The organism is Mesorhizobium sp. WSM3224, assembly GCF_000427725.1.
Classification (GTDB): Bacteria; Pseudomonadota; Alphaproteobacteria; order Rhizobiales; family Rhizobiaceae; genus Mesorhizobium.
On the sequence record NZ_ATYO01000002.1, the window covers coordinates 40,140 to 59,736 of the forward strand.

Annotated in this window: 15 protein-coding genes; 8 read left to right on the top strand and 7 right to left on the bottom strand. The window is 62.3% G+C overall.

Annotated features, from left to right (window positions below):
• Nucleotides 1–7 precede the first annotated feature (7 nt).
• The 5 genes from YU3_RS0103815 to YU3_RS0103835 form a co-directional block, all read right to left on the bottom strand.
• A complete protein-coding gene (locus tag YU3_RS0103815; RefSeq protein WP_027165000.1) occupies nt 8–1,045 on the bottom strand; it encodes an MBL fold metallo-hydrolase in 1,038 nt (345 codons plus the stop codon).
• Nucleotides 1,046–1,227: 182 nt separating this feature from the next.
• Nucleotides 1,228–3,261, bottom strand: a complete 2,034-nt coding sequence (locus YU3_RS0103820; protein WP_027165001.1) for an autotransporter outer membrane beta-barrel domain-containing protein — start codon at nt 3,259–3,261, stop codon at nt 1,228–1,230.
• Nucleotides 3,262–3,376: 115 nt separating this feature from the next.
• Nucleotides 3,377–4,558, bottom strand: coding sequence for a choline ABC transporter ATP-binding protein (choV, locus tag YU3_RS0103825; RefSeq protein ID WP_027165002.1), 1,182 nt, complete (start codon nt 4,556–4,558; stop codon nt 3,377–3,379).
• Nucleotides 4,555–5,409, bottom strand: a complete 855-nt coding sequence (gene choW / locus YU3_RS0103830) for a choline ABC transporter permease subunit (RefSeq protein ID WP_027165003.1) — start codon at nt 5,407–5,409, stop codon at nt 4,555–4,557. Before choW ends, choV begins: the two co-directional genes overlap by 4 nt.
• 200 nt (nt 5,410–5,609) lie before the next feature.
• The gene (locus YU3_RS0103835; RefSeq protein ID WP_027165004.1) at nt 5,610–6,545 is read right to left on the bottom strand and encodes a choline ABC transporter substrate-binding protein; all 936 of its coding nucleotides are present in this window, start codon (nt 6,543–6,545) and stop codon (nt 5,610–5,612) included.
• Between the two features lie 230 nt (nt 6,546–6,775).
• Here YU3_RS0103835 and YU3_RS0103840 point away from each other — a divergent pair, with 230 nt between their 5' ends.
• From YU3_RS0103840 to YU3_RS0103880, 8 genes are all read left to right on the top strand, one after another.
• Complete coding sequence (locus YU3_RS0103840; RefSeq protein ID WP_027165005.1) at nt 6,776–7,387, top strand: thymidine kinase; 612 nt, start codon at nt 6,776–6,778, stop codon at nt 7,385–7,387.
• A 398-nt stretch (nt 7,388–7,785) separates the two neighbouring features.
• Nucleotides 7,786–8,874, top strand: coding sequence for a hypothetical protein (locus YU3_RS0103850; protein WP_027165006.1), 1,089 nt, complete (start codon nt 7,786–7,788; stop codon nt 8,872–8,874).
• Between the two features lie 34 nt (nt 8,875–8,908).
• Nucleotides 8,909–10,054: a hypothetical protein gene (locus tag YU3_RS0103855; protein WP_027165007.1), complete on the top strand. Its 1,146-nt coding sequence runs from the start codon at nt 8,909–8,911 to the stop codon at nt 10,052–10,054.
• A gap of 24 nt (nt 10,055–10,078) precedes the next feature.
• On the top strand, nt 10,079–11,983 hold the full coding sequence (locus tag YU3_RS0103860) for an ATP-binding protein (protein ID WP_027165008.1): 1,905 nt from the start codon (nt 10,079–10,081) through the stop codon (nt 11,981–11,983).
• A 61-nt stretch (nt 11,984–12,044) separates the two neighbouring features.
• The gene (locus YU3_RS0103865; protein ID WP_027165009.1) at nt 12,045–12,455 is read left to right on the top strand and encodes a DUF559 domain-containing protein; all 411 of its coding nucleotides are present in this window, start codon (nt 12,045–12,047) and stop codon (nt 12,453–12,455) included.
• 67 nt (nt 12,456–12,522) lie between these two features.
• Complete coding sequence (locus tag YU3_RS0103870) at nt 12,523–13,821, top strand: DUF6638 family protein (RefSeq protein ID WP_027165010.1); 1,299 nt, start codon at nt 12,523–12,525, stop codon at nt 13,819–13,821.
• A gap of 116 nt (nt 13,822–13,937) precedes the next feature.
• Complete coding sequence (locus tag YU3_RS0103875; protein WP_027165011.1) at nt 13,938–15,062, top strand: DUF2333 family protein; 1,125 nt, start codon at nt 13,938–13,940, stop codon at nt 15,060–15,062.
• A gap of 319 nt (nt 15,063–15,381) precedes the next feature.
• Nucleotides 15,382–17,061 carry a formate--tetrahydrofolate ligase gene (locus YU3_RS0103880; protein ID WP_027165012.1) on the top strand — a complete coding sequence of 560 codons (1,680 nt, stop codon included), beginning with the start codon at nt 15,382–15,384 and terminating at the stop codon, nt 17,059–17,061.
• 68 nt (nt 17,062–17,129) lie between these two features.
• Here the strand turns inward: YU3_RS0103880 and YU3_RS0103885 are convergent, their stop codons facing one another.
• Together YU3_RS0103885 and YU3_RS0103890 are read right to left on the bottom strand one after the other, a co-directional pair.
• Nucleotides 17,130–18,443 (bottom strand): hypothetical protein, encoded by a 1,314-nt coding sequence (locus YU3_RS0103885; RefSeq protein WP_027165013.1) that lies wholly within the window; start codon nt 18,441–18,443, stop codon nt 17,130–17,132.
• Nucleotides 18,444–18,837: 394 nt separating this feature from the next.
• Complete coding sequence (locus tag YU3_RS0103890; protein ID WP_027165014.1) at nt 18,838–19,479, bottom strand: cysteine hydrolase family protein; 642 nt, start codon at nt 19,477–19,479, stop codon at nt 18,838–18,840.
• Between the last annotated feature and the right edge of the window lie 118 nt (nt 19,480–19,597).

Genomic DNA, 19,597 nt, shown 5'->3' on the forward strand with positions numbered 1-19,597 from the left:
CCAGCCGCTAATGCACGAGCGGGCCGCTGGCCTTCCGCCACGCATCGATGCCGCCCTGGATGTGGCGGGCGCTCGATATCCCGACATCCTGCGCCGCTTGCACCGCCATCGCCGAACGCTCGCCGAAGGCGCAATAGAACAGGAGCTGCTTGCTCGTCGACGTCGCCAGCTCATGCAGCATGCCGCCGGCGGCGATGTTTTCCTGCAGCCGCGCATAGGGCAGATGGATCGCGCCGGGGATGACGCCGTGGCGTTCGCGTTCGGTCTGCTCGCGCAGGTCGATCAGCGCCACGTCGGGCCGCCCGACCAGCGCCAGCGCCTGCTCGGCGCTCACCGCCCAACCGCGGCTGGCGATGTCGTCCTGGTGCAGCCCGACCCGCATATTCGCCGGCACGGCCACATCCATCATCTTCGGGTTGGACAGATTGAGATTGTTCATGATGTTCACATACTCGTCGACCGACTTCACCTGCAGGCGCGGGTTGAAGGCCTTTTCCTCGCCGATCGTCGACACGGTCTCGCCCTTGTAGTCATGCGCCGGGAAGATCAGCGTCTCGTCGGGCAGCTTGAGCAGGCGGCCGAAGATCGATTCATATTGCTGGCGCGGATCGCCGTTCTGGAAGTCAGTGCGGCCGGTGCCGCGGATGAGCAGCGTGTCGCCGGTGAAGACACGGTCGGGCAGGATGAAGCTGTAGGAATCGTCGGTATGGCCGGGCGTGTAGATGACGTCGAGCGCCAGCCCTTCGATGCCAAGCTTGTCGCCGTCGGCAAGCCGCATCGACACCACGTCGGCCTTGGTCTGCTCACCCATCACGGTCACGCAATGCGTCCTGTCGCGCAACGCGCCGAGGCCGGTGATGTGGTCGGCGTGAAGATGCGTGTCCACCGCCTTGACCAGCCTCAGGTCGAGCTCATTGACCAATTGCAGATAGCGGTCGACCTTCTCCAGCACCGGGTCGATGATCAGCGCCTCGCCGCCGCGCCGGCTGGCGAGCAAATAGGAATAGGTGCCCGAGACGGAATCGAAAAGCTGACGGAAGATCATTCGCCATATACCCCGCTGCATCGCCGCCGGGCGCCCTCCGCGCGGTCGCGGCAATATCTTATCGCACGAACCGTCGGAATCGGAATGGATTTCGAAAAAAATATAGACCCGTAGACAGCCTTACCCGCAGCCACGAAGTGCCCGCCTTCAAATGTGGCGCAGGGGTGTGTCGAGCAGCTCGTTCAGAAGGCCTTGCTGAGACGAGCCTGGCCGCGGACAGTGAAGGCGTTGTCGCTTCCGTAGCCGGCCTCGAAGCCGGCATTGAGCGTCATGCCGGCGCCCACCTCCGCCGCGATGTCCGCGCCGGCAAAGCCGCGCAACACCACTTTTTTGCCGCCGGCGGCAAAAGAGATGTCCTGACCAAGAAGCGTCGCCGACAGGTCGTCGCTGTCCTGCGCTATCGCGTCGATCCCGGCTCGGAGCGTGGTTTGCCAGGTCTGGCTTTGCGTGCTGACGGGCGCCAGGGCCAGCGCGAGCTGGCCACGCGCCTCGAAGACGTTGACATCACGCCGCGAGACCGCGAGATCGCCGTTCGAACCGGTCTCCGCATAGTCATTGATGAACAGACCGATGTAGCGCAGCCTCACGCTCGGTATCAGCGTGCCCGCCGAGACCGGCAGCCGCGTGCCGAGCGTGAAAGACGGGCTAAGGAATACGCTGTTGAAATCGGCGCGCGCCGTCTCGACACCATTGAGCACCAAATTGTTCGCGACAAGGCGGCGGCTGCGCTCCTGTAGCACGCCGGCAATGAATGTCGCCTCGGCAAAATGCGCGCCTGCGTCATAGCCGAGATAGCCGCCCGCAAACACGCTGCGATGGACGATCTCCTGCGCATCGTCGTCGACCTCGGTCGATCCGGCGGCACCTCCCAGCAGCACGCCACCCAGGAACCCGTCGCCCGAGCGCCTTTCGGCGCCGGCGACGACGCCGCCCAGCGCCTCGCTGAATCCGGCCGATGCGCCGGAGCCGCCCTGGGCGCGTATCCCGCCGAAGGTGGAGATCCAGGCGTCCGGACCGTTATGCTTCGAAAGCATGGGGTCGCCTGGGGCGGACATGCGCGCCTCGGCGACGCCGGCTATGCCGTCGACAAGGTCTTCGACCAGTGGGCCGCTGCTCGCAAATCCGGTGATATCGACCACCGCCACGCTGTCGCCGCTCGTCACGAACGGCCTGCCGCCGGTCAGGACGGTTTGCGGCAAGCCGCTTCCTGAAAAACTCATGACGGCATTCAGTGCGGGACCGAAGGTCACGGTGTTGCCGCCGCCGGAAAAGACGATCGGTCCCTGGACGGCCGTCCCGCCCAGAAGATTCAGCGTCGCGCCGGGCGCGCCGAAATAGATCGCCGCGCTCTGGTCGCTGAAGACGCGGCCGGAATTGGTGATGACGGAGTTGCTGCCCTGGGCGGCAATGCCCACCGCAGCCAAACCCTCCACGATCACCGAACCGGAATTGGTTATCGTCGCGTTGCCGAGCAGTGTGCCGATGCCTGTCGAGGCTGTCCCGAAGACCTCGACCGTGCCGCTGTTGGCGATGGCGATGTCATTGCCGCTGGCGCCGATACCGACGGAAGCCAGCCCCGCCACCGTGATCGACCCCGAATTGTCAACCCGAAGGCTATCGTTCTGCCAGATGATCCCGGCGGCAGCAGTCCCATAGGCCTCGATCGAGCCGCTGTTGTCTATCGCCAGGTCTGGCCCATCGCCGATGATGCCGGCGGCGGCCGTGCCGGAAACGCCGATAAAGCCATGGTTGTCCACGCGCCCGCCCGGGGCATCGCTGATGATGCCGTACGTGGCGACGCCAAGCGCTTCGATCACGCCGTTATTGAGGATGTGCGCATTGCCACCCTCTGACAAAATGCCGATGGAGCCATCGCCTATCGCCAGAATGGCTCCGCTGTTGAGGATGGTAGCGTCGCTGCCTTGCGAATGCACATTGGCGGCACCGCCGCCCAGCGTTGCAATCAACCCGTAATTGGTGAGCCGCTGGCCCGAATTGAACATCCGCACGGCATCGACGCCGGCGCCGAATGTTTCGATCGCTCCGTTTGGGTCCACGACCCCGGCGTCGCCGGCCCCGGTCATCGTCTGCTGGCCAGCAACGACGCCATTGCCGATGACAAAACTTTGGGAAAACGCCGCGCCGCTTCCAAGCGAGACCCCGGCGAAAATCGACAGCGCAATCGCGCCTGGAACCCCTGTGCGCGACGTCGGCATCACCCCCTCGGCGCATGGCATGGGCACGCAACATAGGGACTCTGCGCTCGACGGAAGCGAAAAACAAGCCGTAGGCGGAACGCCCGGACCTCGGATTGAGCGCCTGCGAAAAGTCCTATCGCCTCAGCACCGCGCTCAGCACGTCGCGGATACCGATCGCACCGACGAAGCGCGAGCCTTCATCGAACAGCGCCACCGGGGCAGTCTGCGAGCGGTGCATGGCGAACATCACCGTTTTAAGCGAGGTGCCGGGATTGGCCCAGAAGACCTGCGAGGTCTCCTCCGGTTGGGTTTCTACGTCGGCGCAGGAAACCCACACCGCCGGCTTGCCGTCGCGTTCGGCCGCCGCCACCAGCCCGTGCTCGTCGATCTTGAAGCGCGTCGTCTTGCGCCGGTCGAGCCAAACCCAACCGTCGGTGCCATGTTCGAGGTCGCGGCGGTCGCGCATGACGTTCCAGGCCGTCAGCACCGAGAGCGGATTCACATTGGCGATGAAGTCGCGGACATAGTCGTTGGCGGGCTTGAGCACGATGTCCTCCGGCGCGCCGGTCTGCACGATGCGCCCGCCTTCCATGATCGTGATGTGGGTGCCGATCTTCAGCGCCTCCTCGAGATCATGGCTGACGAAGATGATGGTCTTCTTCAACTCGGCCTGAAGCTGCAGCAATTCGTCCTGCAGTTTGGTGCGGATCAGTGGGTCGAGCGCCGAGAACGGCTCGTCCATCAGCAGGATCGGCGCCTCGGTGGCGAAGGCCCGGGCGAGACCGACGCGCTGCTGCATGCCGCCGGAAAGCTCATGGGCATATTTCTTCGACCACTGGTCGAGATGGACAAGCTGCAGCTGTTTCTGCACGCGCGCCTTGCGCTCGGCCTCCGGCACGCCGGCAAGCTCGAGGCCGAAGCCGACATTTTCCTCGACCGTGCGCCAGGGCAAGAGGCCGAACTGCTGGAACACCATGGCCACCTGTTTCTGCCGCAGCCGCCGCAAGGTCGCCTCGTCGCAAGTGACGACATCGACGGTGCGGTCGCCATCCTTGACCAGCACCTGGCCGCGCGACACCACGTTCAGCCGGTTGACCGCCCTGAGCAGCGTCGACTTGCCGGAGCCGGACAGGCCCATCAGCACCGAGATCTCGCCCTCGTGGACGGTGAGGCTGGCGCCGGCGCAGCCCAGCACGTTGCCGGTCTTTTCAAGGATCTCGGCACGCGTGGCGCCCTTGTCGATCATCGCCAGCGAACCTGCCTGATCGGCGCCGAAGACGATGTCTACGTTCTTGAAATCAACCGCGACGGTCATTTCTTGCCTCCAACGCCGATGCGGGTCATGCGGTCGAGCACGATGGCGAGCACGACGATTGCCAGGCCGGCCTCGAGCCCGAGATCGATGCGGCGCGAGCCGAGCGCGCGGTTGATTTCCGTGCCGAGGCCGCCGGCGCCGATAAGGGCAGCGAACACCACCATCGACAGCGACAGCATGATCGATTGCGTCAGGCCCGCCATGATGGTCGGCAGCGCCGAGGGCAGCTCCACTTTCCACAGAAGCTGGCGCTTGGTGGCGCCAAACGCCTCACCCGCTTCGACGATTGCCTTGGGCACCGAAACCACGCCGAGATGGGTGAGCCGCACGGCGGTCGGGATGACGAAGATGATGGTGACGATGAGGCCAGGCGCGTTGCCGAGCCCGAACAGCGTGAGCACCGGGATCAGGTAGACGAAGGTCGGCAGCGTCTGCATCAGGTCGAGCACCGGCAGCATGATGCGGTAGACCTTCGGCTTGTGCGCGGCCCAGATGCCGAGCGGCACGCCGATCGCCATGGCCATGGCAGCCGCGGCAACGACCAACACCAGTGTCTGCACCGTCTGCTTCCACAGGTTCTGGTTGATGATGAAGATCAGGCCGAGGAAGACGCCGATAGCGAGCGGCCGCGAACGCTGCAACAGCCAGGCGACGATCGCGATGACCAGCACCAAAAGCACGGGCGGCACCATCAGCAGCAGGTCCACCGCACCGTCGAGGAGGAAATTCAGCCCGTTTGAAAACGCCCGGAAAATGGTGTCGAAATTGTCGGTCAGGAAGCCGAAGAAGGCCTTGCCCCATGGCCCGATGGGGATTTTGTATTCGGTCAGGAATTTCGAAATCGGATCCATCTTCCCCTCTTGGCTTCGCCGCACTTTCCGTACGGTCATCTTCTCACAGCTTAACGCATGTCACCCAAAAGTGTGCAGCGGTTTTGGGAAAATGACATGCGTAAAAACAGAGACTTAAAGCGCAGCGCGCTTTAAGAAAAAGGGCAGCCTTTTCTACTGGCTGCCCTCTTCCGGATCGTTATTCCGGACTCAAAGCCGGCTCAGCTGCCGAGTGCGGTCTTGATGGCAGCCGCCGCGTCGCCGCCGTCAAAGGTGGTGACACCGGCGATCCAGGGCGCGATCGCGTCCGGATGCTTCTTCAACCAGTCGGTCGCCACCGTCTGGGCATCGCCGCCTTTCAGGATGGCGTCCATCATCTGGCCTTCCATATCCAGATTGAACTTCAGGTTGGCGATGAACTTGCCGGCGTTCGGGCATTCGGTGGTGTAGCCCTTGCGCACATTGGTATAGACGGTGGCGGCGCCGAAGCCGCTGTCGCCCATGCCGTCGAGATAGGTGATCTTCATGGCGCCCATCACCGGATGCGGCGTCCAGCCGAGGAAAGCGATCCACTCATTGTTCTTCATCGACTGCTCGGCCTGCGTCAGCATGCCGGCCTCCGAGGACTCGACCAGCTCGAAGCCTTCGAGGTTGTCCTTCGGATTCTTGATCATGTCGAGGATGATGCGGTTGCCGTCGTTGCCGGCCTCGATGCCGTAGATCTTGCCGTCGAACTTGTCCTTGAACTTGCCGAGATCGGTCAGCGTCTTGACGCCGGCGTCCGCGACATAGGTCGGCACCACGATGCCATAGCCGGCGCCGGTCAGGTTGGTGCTGATCGTCTCGACGGAACCGTCGGCGGTATAGTCCTTGATGTCGTTGGTCATCGACGGCATCCAGTTGCCGAGGAAGACGTCGAGGTCCTTGTTCTTCAGCGACGCATAGGTCACCGGAACCGAAAGCTGGATCGTCTGCGGCTCGTAGCCGAGCGCGGTGAGCAGAACCGATGCCAGACCCGTGGTGGCCTGGATGTCGGTCCAGCCGACGTCGGAGAGACGAACGGCCTTGCAGCTCGCCGGATCGCCGGCATAGGCGGCGGTCGTTGTCAAAAGCGCCGCGAGGCCGAGGCCTGCGACGATAGATTTCATACGCGACATGAACTTTCTCCCATTGGAATTCCGAGGCAAAGCGAAGTCACGGTTCTTGCGCCCGCCTTGTTTCGTCAGCCAAACACCATTTTGATGTTGTTTCAAGCGGTTCGACACCGCGATGAACGGCGCGCACTGGCCATTAAGCGACATGACAGGTTTTTGAACGACATGGAGTTTTTGGTGGACGAAGCCGGTGCCCCCTCCCCGCGCCGCGGCAAGTCGGCTTAAAAGCACCTATGGCCAAGCTTTACTTCCACTACGCGACGATGAACGCCGGCAAGACGACCATGCTTTTGCAAGCGTCGTACAACTATCGCGAACGCGGCATGTCGACGATGCTGTTCGTCGCCGGCCACTATCGCAAGGGCGACAGCGGGTTGATCTCGTCGCGCATCGGTCTCGAATCCGAGGCCGAGATGTTCCGTGGCGGCGACGATCTCTATGCCAGGGTCGCCGAGCATCACCGGCATGCTGCGGTGCATTGCATCTTTGTCGACGAGGCGCAGTTCCTCGAGGAAGAGCAGGTCTGGCAGCTCGCCCGCATCGCCGACCGTCTAGGCATTCCGGTGATGTGCTACGGCCTTCGCACCGATTTCCAGGGTAATCTGTTTCCCGGCTCGCGCGCGCTTCTCGCCATCGCCGACGACCTGCGCGAGGTGCGCACCATCTGCCGCTGCGGCCGCAAGGCAACGATGGTGGTGCGCCTGGGACCTGACGGCAAGGTGGCCAGACAGGGCGAGCAGGTGGCGATCGGCAAGGACGTCTATGTTTCGCTCTGCCGTCGGCATTGGGAAGAGGAGATGGGCAGGGCCGCGCCCGACGACTTCATCGGCTTTGTCAGGGCATGAAGAGTCTCAGGCGGCCGAGACACGCCGTATCGGAAACCGCCGGCCAAGCCGCACGCCGAGGGTTGCCAGCGCGATCAGCGCCATGCCCACGGCCTGCGCCGGTCCGAGCGGATGCCGGTGCCTCAAGGCCGATCCCAAGCCCGACCGGTATTGCTGCCGCAAGAGGGCGCTGTTTGATTGCCCTTCGTAAAAACAAGAGCTTAAGGCATATCAGCTAAAGCTTTTCGACGACAGCGCACATTACTGGGCGCCTTACGCATGCTTGCCTTGTCTTTCAAGGATCTAACCAATTCTTTTGTTTTGACGCCTCTCCTTGTCTTCCTTCTTTCAATCCCTTGAAGCCCCACATATATTCGCCGCCACGACACGGAAAACGGATGCCGAAGCGGGAGGCCCCAATGGCGACATTGCAGAATTTCGATGCCGAAATTGCCAAGACCAAGCAGGTCGTGCAGGACATGCGCACCAAGATCGAGCAGTCGGGCACGGTGCTCGACACGCTTGCGCAGGCCGACAAGAAGATCGGCGACGCCAATTTCGACATCGAGAACGCCCGCATCGAGGATGTGCTCAAGCAGCAGAAGGTCATGGAAGGCAACATCGCCGACCTGATCATCGGACTTGAGGACGCTACCAACGTCTTCGGCGCCGAATTCGAAAGCATGAAGAACTACACCGGCTGGGAGAACTTCGTCGGCGTGTTCTCGGCGCAGCGCAAGCAGCGCATGCGTACCGATCGCGTCCGCAACATGTCGCTGGCCGGCAATCTGCAGGAGCTTTTGGCGAAGTCGGATACCATCGTCGGTATCCTTAAGGCGCAGAAACAGGTCCTCGACCAGCGCTACAAGACTTCAGAGACCAGCCTTTCGCAGGTGATCGAGCGCCGCAAGGTGACCATGACCAATCTGGAAGCGGTGCAGAAGCGCATCGAGGAATTGAACCCGATGCTGCTCGACATCGAGAACAAGATCGCCGCCTCGACGACGCAGAAGGAGCGCACCGGGCTTGAAGGCGAACGCTCGAAAATGGCGACCGAATACAACGAAAAGCAGGCCAAGGAACAGGAACTGCTGGCCGAAAGCCAGACGCTCGAGCGCTATACCTCGATGTTCCAGACCTTCGTCGATTCGCTCAACAACCAGATCGCAGCGCAGTCGACGCTGATCAACAAGCTCACCATCGACACCGAGCAGCGCATCGTCCTCTACAAGGCGCTGGAAGACTCGCTGAAAACCGCCGCCCAGCAGGACGTCGCCCACAAGATCAACACCCTGGGCAGCCAGGTCGACAACACGGCCGAGGAGACGATGGCCGGCATCGGCGCCGCCTCGCAGAAGCATATCGGCGACCTTCTGGAGATGCACGAGAAGAACATGGTGGCTTCAGCCGACATCCAGCGCCGCAAGAAACTCGCCGACGATGCCTTCGCCCGCCGCTTCGACGATGTGATGAAGAAGCACAACGCCGCCAACTACGTGCAGCAATAGGCGGCGCCGCTGACTTCATTTCCACGGCAGTCACATGACCCCTGAGAACGACGCGGCGGCACGCTATTTCTCCGCAATCACGGCGGCGCTGAGCGGGCTGGAAGTGTTCATGCGCGACGACCGGTCGCCGCTTTACCGGCACGGCATCGTCGCCAAGATCGTCGCGGAATATATCGCGCGGCTGGACAAGTCCTTTGCCTGCTGGCGCAACCGGCTGGGCTTCATGGACACCTTCCGCATTTCGCGCGCCGATAGCGGCTATCCCGTCTTCCAGAACCTGCTCGAGCTGGAAAACGACCGCCAGCAGGCCGATGCCCGCCTGGCCAACATCCCGCTGGCCGGAGAACTGCGCGAGGAGATGGCCGACTTCATCCTGCGCCACAAGGCGTTTCCGGAAGCTTTGCAGAAGTCGATGGCCGAGCGGCTCTATCTGGAAGACGTCAAGAGCGAGGCGACCTTCGGCCCCTTCACCCTGGCGCAGACGGCCAAGGTCTCGGTCAACCCGAAGACCATGCGGCCCTATTATCTCGTCCACTGGGCCTCGTTCGACGGCAGCGCCAACCTGCCGCTGGTTTACATGGTGACGGTGGAGGACTCTTCCGAAAGCATGGTGCGTCAGTTGGTCGACAGCAACGGCAAGCTGAACGAAAGGGTCGACATCCCGCTTCCCGTCGACGGCCTGCTCAACCCGGAGCTTGCCCACCGTTTCGATGACTTCACCGAAAAGAACTCGGCCTACACGCTCTCGCCTGCGACGATCGCGGTCAATCTCGATAAGGATTTCGAGCCGCTGCATCCCAAGCAGCTGAGGCGCGTCGTGCTTGGGCCCTTCTATTCGGCCGGCATCACCGAGAACAATTCGACCGTGGCCGAGGTTCTGGCCAAAGTGCGCAAGCCGGAGAACGCCTGGCTGCTCACCTGGACGATCCAGGAAGTCTTTTCCAAGGCCGAGAAGCCCGGCCGCAAGGGGCTGTTTTCCAGCGAGAAGACCACGCAGGAATTCTTCATCAACACCGACGACCTCGAAGCGGCGCGCCAGGGCGTATCGAGCTACGAGAACCATGCGCTGATCCCGCACGAGGCCTACCAGGCGCTCTATGCCGCCGGCGAAGCACAAAAGATCTTTTCCGGCTACAAGGTCCACATCCTGTCGAACGGACAGGTCATCAGCGATGTCTGACCGTCAAACCGCGGAGCATCCTTCATGGACACCGGCCTGACAACGATCTCGGAAGCCGCAATCGAAAAGCACCGCGCGACCGCGCAGAGCTTCATCACCCGCATCGTCGTGCTGGAGGATCCGTCCCGCGAATCCGGCACCGCGCTCGCCGGCACCAATCGCCGCTTCGTCTCGACGGTATCGGTCGGTTCGGTGCGCCGCACGCGCGAGGTCGAGCTGTCGAAGACGGTGGCGGCCATTCACCCCGACGACCAGTTGATGAGCATCCCGCAGCACACGCTGCTCTATCGCGCCCGGCGCGGCCTGGCCATCGCGCTCGCTATATCGGATGTCTTCGCCGAGGGCTCCGACCTCGAAAGCCTGCAGGCCAGGAACGTCCGCGCGCCGCTCGAAGGCGACGAAGCGTCGGCCTTCAAGAAGCTTCTGTCGGCCTCGGCTTACGTTTCGGCCTTCAGCCTCTCCTCGTATCTCTTCCAGTTGATCGACAGCGATGGCGAGGCGCCGAACGATAGCCCCGAACCCGACTTCCTGTTCGACACGCCGCAGGACGCGGTGAAGTCGATCGTCGCCGGCCTCGACAAGGCGATTGCCGATTCGAAGGATGACGCCGATCTGATGACGCGAGCCCGGGCCTTTGCCCGTATCGCCATCGATGGTCTGCTGGCGCGCAAGGCCCGCTTCGACGGCATCGGCCCGTTCGAGAACGCGCATATCCGTATCGACATCGACGATTTCACCCTCGACGGCTTCGACGTCGCGCCCGGCAAGCGCGCCAAGCCGCTGGTGATGACCTTCAAGAAACCGGAAGAGGTCGTCGGCAACCACATCGCCAAATTCCAGTCGGTCAGGCTGGCCAAGATGCTGATGGCCTATGATTTCGAGCGCGAGCTGAACCCCTTCGTCGAGCTCGGCGGCTTCCTGTTCACCTTCATCGGCGACGGTGCGCCCGGCACCGGCAAGACGACGCTGATCCAGATGATCGCCGGCCTCGTCAACGGTTACTGCCAGGTCGCCGGCTATCCCTTCGCCTACGAGAATTTCGGCGTCGACCAGATCTCGTCCTATCAAGGCAAATCCGGCCAGAACTGCCGCCAGTTCATCAACAACGTGCTCAATCCACGGGTCATCGGCTTCGGCACCATCGACGACATCGACCAGGTGGCGGCGCGCCGCTCCGACGACCGTGCCTCGGCGGGCCAGCAGGAAATCACCGGCGTCTTGATGGATGCCTTCGCAGGCGCCTCGACGGTCGTGCGCGGCAATTGCTCATTCGGCATGTTTTCCAACTATCCGGAAAATGTCGACGATGCGCTGCGCCAACGCGCCGGCGCCCGCTGGCTGGTCGACGGACCGCAGACCCGCGACGACTATATCGACATCTTCGTGCTGCTCGCCGGCAAGAACCACGAGATCCCGCTGGGCGAACACGAGCTCTATGCAGCGCAGGAGATCCAGCGTGCCGTGACCGAGGCTTATGAAGAGCACGAGAAGCCGCAGGAAGACGGGCTGACGAAGGTCTATGAGCGCTACATGAAGGAGAATGGCGCGCCCAAGACCATGGCCGATGTCGGCACCTACCTGCACATGATCAAGGACGCCGAGCCGCGCTTCACCGGCCGCGCCATCAAGAACGTCACCGACGCCATCAAGATGCGCGCCATGGACATCGAGCTTCCCGACGACTGGTTCGAAAAGCCCGAAGCATTCATGCACAAGGGCTACGACGAAAAGAAAGCGATGATCGAGGAACTGCGAGGCCCGTTCTCGCTTGCCATGGTCATGCAGGAGATCAACCGCTACGCCGATTCCGAATTCCGCTATTCCGACAAGTCCGACGACGCGGCGGTGGAGAAGATGCTGCGCGACGCCCGGCTGCGTGAGAGAGCAGCGCGGGAGATGGAGCAATTGAAGAAGAAGGGGCTGTGGTGATCTCTTCCTTCTCCCCGTTTACGGGGAGAAGGTGCCCGAAGGGCGGATGAGGGGCAGCGCCATGCGTGGAAGAAATGAGCCAAAGGTTGCGAGGGCTCGCGAGCTGCGGAAGGTTGAGAACGATGCCGAGGATAGGCTTTGGCATGAACTGCGCGGACGGCGACTGAATGGCTACAAGTTTGTTCGCCAACTGCCGATTGGCCCCTATTACGCGGATTTTGCTTGCCGTGAGGCCAATCTGGTTGTCGAGGTCGACGGCAGCCAGCACGCGGGTCGTTCTAGGGATCGATACAGGGACGAGACAATGAACGACAATGGTTGGTCGGTATTGAGGGTATGGCATGCGGACGTTTTGACCAGCCGTGCAAGTGTGCTGGATACGATTGTTGCGGCGCTGGATGGTCGGCTGGACCGCAAGATGATTGGTCTCGATGCAAAATTTCTTCCAGCTGCAAGATCGGAGCAAGGATGATGAGCGTCGGCGCCGCCCCTCATCCGCCCTCCGGGCACCTTCCCCCCGTAAACGTGGAGAAGGACAGGTGAAGAAAAAACCCGACCTTCTGCGCGACAACGAGCTGATCTACGGCCGCTTGCTCGCTATCGACGAGCCGCATCTCATCCAGCGCTACAACAAGGCTCTTGCCGCGTTCGGCCTCGAGCCCACCAAGCTAAAGAACTTCCAGATCGACCGCACCGGCTTTTCGCCGGAAATCGCCGAGGAGTGCGGCGACTACGACTATCTCGACCCCAACGAGGTCAACCGCCGCTTCATCATACTGACGCCGTCGCAGATCGACCTGCCGGTGGTGCACACCGCCTTCTCCAACACCTCGCAGCTGATGTTCGAGTTCATGTCGAAGAACCAGCGCGCCATCGACGCGCTGACCATCAAGGACGTGATCTACGGCGAGATCGAGGACTCCGTTCCCAAGGTCAACGACATCGAGGACCTGCTGTCGATCAACCAGGTCGAGTTCAAGGTGCTGTCGGCCGAGGACGTGCTGGGCAAGGCGGCCGAGCTCGGCAAGTTGGTCGACCGGCTGAAGCAGGAGCCCGACGCCTGGCGCGACAACGCTATGCTCGAGCGCATGGTCGACCTCGCCAAGGTCTGCGGCGACATCCGCGAGAACGCGCTGGTGCCAGACCAGGTGATCTTCCGCCACAACGCCTACTGGACCAGCCATTTCGGTGGCCTCTATGTGTTCGTCGACCCCGATATGACGACGGTGATCAGCGACCCCGCCGCGCCCGGCTTCCGCCGCTCGCGGCCGTGGCAGGTGAGCTATCTGTCGATCAACGACGCCGACAAGGTGTTCAGCTTCCTCGCCGCCACTGGCCGCCTCGACCTGCCGCGCGCCTCATGGATCGAGACTTCCGGCTATCTTGAGCATCGCGCCGAAATGGTCGTGCGCGCGCTGATCCGCGACGCCGAGCCCAACCGCAACCTGACCGATGTCGACAAGGTCTGGCTGCAGACCTGGATCCACAGCCATGCCGACCTGATTGCCCAGGACGGCAATTTTCCTTTCCTCAACGCCGCCAAGCGCGAGATCGCCCAACTCGGCCATCTCAAGATCGAGGATGTGCCGCCGCGCCAGCGCTTCCTGGTCGTGCGCGCCAAGCCCGATCATCCCGATGCCTGGCTGACCAACCAGCTGATCTCGGATTTCGTGCCGCAGGACTTCGTGTCGCGCTACGTCTTCAACAAGCCGGGCTTCTATAAGGACTATGACAGCTACAGCGACGCCTGGCGAAGCCATGTTGTGGACGTTCTGAAAACCACATATTTGAAGGACAAGGCAGCATTTCGCGCGCGCCTTTACGGCTTGACTGACTAGTGCAATTCCAGGAAAAGAGTGATCGTTTTTCCGCCCGGAATTGCGTCAAAACAAAGGGTTAGAGCAGATCGCCGTTTCCCGAGAAACGGCGAAATGCCCTGAGGGGTGAAACAGCCATGCTTGATCCGATCGTGAACTTCTTCACCCAGATCTTCCAATGGATCGGCCGCGGCATCGGCTTCGTCATTGGCGTCATCCTGTGGCCGTTCATGTGGGTCGGCCGCTGGTACGGTCAGCGCGGCTGGATCCTCAAGGCTGTCGTCGGTCTTGCCATACTGGTGCTGATCGGCCTCTACGCCAACTTCTTCTACGCCACGCAGTGGTGGAACAATTTCAACCCGAACTATCCCGACACCTACACTTTCGAGAAACGCAACGTTTCCGCCGGCGAGCAGGTTTCGGCCGGCGCTGGCAGCGATACGGCCAAGACCTGCGGCAACTCGGCGATCGCCCAGGTCGCCGCCGATCTGACGGACTTCAACGTCAATCAGAACGCCTGGATCTCGTCGATGATCCTCTACAAGCTCGGCCTGTTCGGCATCGACTGGGACAATACGCCCTGGATGGACAACAAGGCGTCCTTCCAGCGCGGCATCAACCAGGCGGTGCGGCGCACCGCGACCGAGCTTGCCGACAATCTCGGCCGCGTGCGCACGACCTCGCAGATCGACGCCGACCTGCAGGACGCGCGCGGCAATCTGCAGTTCGATGAGTACACCTGGTATTTCGGCTTGAACCCGTTCGGCCCCAAGACGCCGACGCCGAGCTACTATCGCGACGCGGTGCGCAAGCTGCGTTCCTTCAACGCCCGTCTCGCCACGTGCCAGGCGACGTTCGACGCGCGCGCCGACAATCTCAAGCAGTATATCGACCGCATCGCTTCCGACATCGGCTCGACCTCGGCGATCCTCAAGGAGCGCGCCGAAAACCACAACAATGGCTGGTTCGATACCCGCGCCGACGATCGCTTCTGGTTCGCCTATGGCCAGCTCTATGCCTATTACGGCCTGATGAAGGGCGCCCAGGCCGACTTCGACGACGTGATCAAGGAAAAGCACCTGCAGAGCCTGTGGGATACGATGGACCAGCAGTTCGTGTCGGCGCTGCGCATCCAGCCCTTCATCATCGCCAATGGCCGCGAGGATGGCTGGCTCCTGCCGACGCATCTGACGACGATGGGCTTCTACATCCTGCGCGTGCGCTCCAACATGGTCGAGATCAGCAACGTGCTGACGCAGTAGCGGCCTCTCGAGGCAACAAGCCGATGGCGGATTTGCGCCGTCGCCTCTGTCGCTTTTCGCGTATTCGGCGGCTGTTTTGAGACGGCGGAACGATTTCCGCTCTGGCTTCTATACGCCGCAAGCGACCGGGCACCGAAGACCCGAAGAAGGTCGGACCGGGAACAGCAGTACTCTTTCTTCGTAGGAAACATAGTTGCATGAAAGTTGACGCCGCGGCAGCGACAGGGTTAGAACGTGCCCTTGCATCCGCCCGCCGTTTCGAACATGCACAGATGACCACATCCGTCCCTTCCACCGCCCAATCCAGAGGAAAGCCGTCATGGCCGAAGTGAAGTCCGACATCGAGATCGCGCGCGCCGCCAAGAAAAAACAGATCCAGGAGATCGGCGCCAAGATCGGCATCCCGACCGAGCATCTCCTGCCTTATGGCCACGACAAGGCGAAGGTCTCGGCCGAGTTCATCAAGTCCGTGAAGGGCAACAAGGACGGCAAGCTGATCCTGGTCACCGCCATCAATCCGACGCCCGCCGGCGAAGGCAAGACGACCACCACGGTCGGCCTCGGCGACGGCCTGAACCGCATCGGCAAGAAGGCCATCATCTGCATCCGCGAAGCCTCGCTCGGCCCGAATTTCGGCGTCAAGGGCGGTGCCGCCGGCGGCGGCTACGCACAGGTGGTGCCGATGGAGGACATGAACCTCCACTTCACCGGCGATTTCCACGCCATCACCACCGCGCATAATTTGCTTTCGGCACTGATCGACAACCACATCTACTGGGGCAACGAGCTCGGCATCGACACCCGCCGCGTGATGTGGCGCCGCGTCATGGACATGAACGACCGCGCGCTGCGCGAAATCATCTGCTCGCTCGGCGGCGTCGCCAACGGCTATCCGCGTGAAGCCGGCTTCGACATCACCGTCGCTTCGGAAGTCATGGCGATCCTCTGCCTGTCCACCGACCTCAAGGACCTCGAGAAGCGCCTCGGCGACATCATCGTCGCCTACCGCCGCGACAAGTCGCCGGTCTATGCCCGCGACCTCAAGGCCGACGGCGCCATGGCGGTTCTGCTAAAGGATGCCATGCAGCCTAACCTGGTGCAGACGCTGGAGAACAACCCGGCCTTCGTGCATGGCGGCCCATTCGCCAACATCGCGCATGGCTGCAACTCGGTCGTCGCCACCACGACGGCGCTGAAGCTCGCCGACTATGTCGTCACCGAAGCCGGCTTCGGCGCCGACCTCGGTGCGGAAAAGTTCTTCGACATCAAGTGCCGCAAGGCGGGATTGAAGCCGTCGGCGGCGGTCATCGTCGCCACGGTGCGCGCCATGAAGATGAATGGCGGCGTCAAGAAGGAAGACCTCGGCAAGGAAAACATCGAGGCGGTGAAGAAGGGCTGCGCCAATCTCGGCCGCCACATCGAAAACATCCGTCAGTTCGGCGTGCCGGCGGTGGTCGCCATCAACCACTTCTATTCCGACACCGACGCCGAGATCCAGGCGATGAAGGACTATGTCACCTCGATGGGCGAAGAGGCGATCCTGTGCAAGCACTGGGCCAACGGCTCGGCCGGTATCGAGGAGCTCGCCAACAAGGTGGTGGCGCTGGCTGAATCCGGCGCCTCGCAGTTCGCGCCGCTCTACCCCGACGCCATGCCGCTGTTCGAGAAGATCAACACCATCGTCCAGCGCATCTATCGCGGCTCGGAAGCGATTGCCGACAAATCGGTGCGCGACCAGTTGCATGCCTGGGAGCAGGCCGGCTACGGCAACCTCCCGGTCTGCATGGCCAAGACCCAGTATTCCTTCTCGACCGACCCGAACCTGCGCGGCGCGCCGACCGGCCACACCGTGCCGGTGCGTGAAGTCAGGCTCTCGGCCGGCGCCGGCTTCGTCGTCATCATCTGCGGCGAGGTCATGACCATGCCCGGCCTGCCCAAGGCGCCGTCTTCGGAAAAGATCTTCCTCAATGAACAGGGCCAGATCGAGGGCCTGTTCTAAGCATCCACAAGGCTGGGAGTGATCAAGGGCGTCGCGCTATCGCGGCGCCCTTTTGCTTTGCCGGATCCTTACGCCACCGTGGGCGAACCGAACTTTTTGATGGCTGCGACCGACATAGAGACGAACTGGTCGAGGATGGCGAAGAAGATGTCCAGGCTGAAGCCGAACAGGAACGCGAAGGTGAACAGGCTGAAGCCTATCCCGGTGACCTCGCCGCCGAGCTTGGTGCCGGGCGCCATGAACCAGGCGAGGATCATGCCGGCAAGCCCGCCGAGCGCGATGCGGTGGATGAGCCGGGACAGCGGCGGATTGGGCAGCAGCGGATTGAGGATCATTCGCATGTGGAACATGATGCCGCCAAGCGCGCCGTAGAGCGCGGGCAGGATCCACAGTGCATAAGGACTGAGAACCTCACTGAGCGTCTTGGCCTGCAACGTCAGCGTCGAAATCGAATTCGGCGTGATCGTGATGACACCGTCGCACTGCAGGTTGCGTGTCGCCTCATCGAAGTCGGCGTTCACGTCTTCCGCCTGGCCGGACGTGCCGGTGGCACTGACGACTTGTGTGCCGCCTTGAGCATTGCCGTTGTTCTTGCAATCGAAATCCGACTGCTTGAGCGGTTGGCTGTCCCCAGCCCCGCCTTGCTGTTGCGCCAGCGCGACCTCCTGGCCACAGAACTGGTCTATGGCCATCTGCCGGGGGTTCGAGAAATCAAGCGGCGTGCCGGCTTTTGCCGGCGAAGCCGAAAGCTTGCAATAGGCCCATTGCATGCCCCAGAACGGAAACGGCGCCTCCTGCGTCATGAACCCTTGCGCCCTCACCAGCAGCGAGGAAAAACGCTGATCGAGCGAATGCAGGCTGTCGACGGAATTGTAATAGGCGTCTTTCAAGAGCGTAAGGTCGGTCGCTGATGCCTGCTGGGCGGTGGCGGAGCTCAGTTGCTTCTTCGTCGCCCAGACCTGCCTGATCGACTGCCCGAAGCGGGCGCTGAAATCATTGTTGTCGATCTCTTGCAACTCGGTGCTGATCGCGATGCCTCTGTTGTAGACATAGGTCAGCTTGCCGATGATGATCATCATCGTCACCGACAGGGCTATGAGAAAATAGGTCGCGAGCGCGGTCCGGCGCGACATGTCGCCCGGCGACCAGCCGGTGCGCAGGGCAGCCAGGGTGGAAAACGGCACGGTGCCGGAACAGTCGTTGAGCACCGTCTGCAGTTTGACGACCTCAGGCTGGCTTGCCGTCGCATCATGGAGTTTTTCCGCATCGCCGATCGCGGCGAACAGCGCGCTGTCCTTGAACACGCCGTAGCGGCCATAGCCGGCGACCAGCTTCGCATCGGCCAGCAACCCGGAGACAAGGGGATCGTGGGATGCCGTCATCGCGCGCCCTCCGACGACTAACCCAGGTAACCCTGCACGAAGCCGTATTGCGACGGGCATCCGCAGGCATAGCCGGGCGGCCCCGGCGGCTGCGCCCAGCACCAGAAGAATTGGGTAAAGCAGATCGTTCCGGGTGCGTGCGGCGGAACCTGTGCGAAGGCGGGCCACGGCAGCAGCGCTGCGCCGGCGGCGAGAGCCAGGACAACCAAGCTTCGTGCAACGCGCGCTTTCAATTCAGCCCCCAGCCAACCGCGCTTATTCACATGCGCGGTGACTCTCCGGAAGAACCGGGACGACTTCCGTGAAATGGGTCACGCTGTCCTGGATAATTTCGTCGTCAAAGCAAAGGCGCCGCATCTCGGCGGCGCCTTTGCCTGTTCGAAGGCGGCCCGAGCTACGCGGCGTTGCGGGCAAGCGCCCGCTGGTTCGATGCGTAGATCGTGTCGCGTTCCGGCAAAGCGCCGGTTTTCAGGCAATCGACCCATTCGGCGGTCTTCAGCACCGCCGCGAAGCGCGACTGCAAAACGACGCTCACCACCCGGTGGATATCCTCTGCCGACGCATAGCCGGCACTGTTGGCGTAAGGCACCGAGCCGCTGGCATCCGAAAGGAACTCGACGGCAAAGCCCATATGCACGGCGTGGATGATGGTCGACAGATCGCAATTGTGGGTCATGTAGCCAACGACCGCGATCGTATCGATGGCGTTGGCGCGCAGCCAGGCCTCCAGATCCGTGCCGGTGAAGGCCGACGGCAGCGTCTTTTCGACATAATGGTCGCGTGCGCGCCTGGCGATCTCCGGATGCAGTTCGCCGCCATGGCTGCCCTTGGCGAAGATCGGCGAGGTCTCCGGCGCCATCTGCTTGACGACGACGACCTTGATGCCGGCGGCGGCGGCGGCATCCATCGCGCGAGCCACGTTGGCGACACTGTCGGTGAATGGCGGATGCTGGATGGCGAGATTGCCGCCGTTGTAGTCGTTCTGGACGTCGACGACGACGAGCGCGCGGCGCGGCTGGATGGCAGGTGCTGACACGGCGGTTTCCTTTCGACCGGGTTGATGGGCCAAAATTAGGCGGATGCTTCGCGAGCCGAAAGCGGCCCAATTGACATCGTTCGAAAGAATTGGGACAATTCGCCAATCAACCCAAACG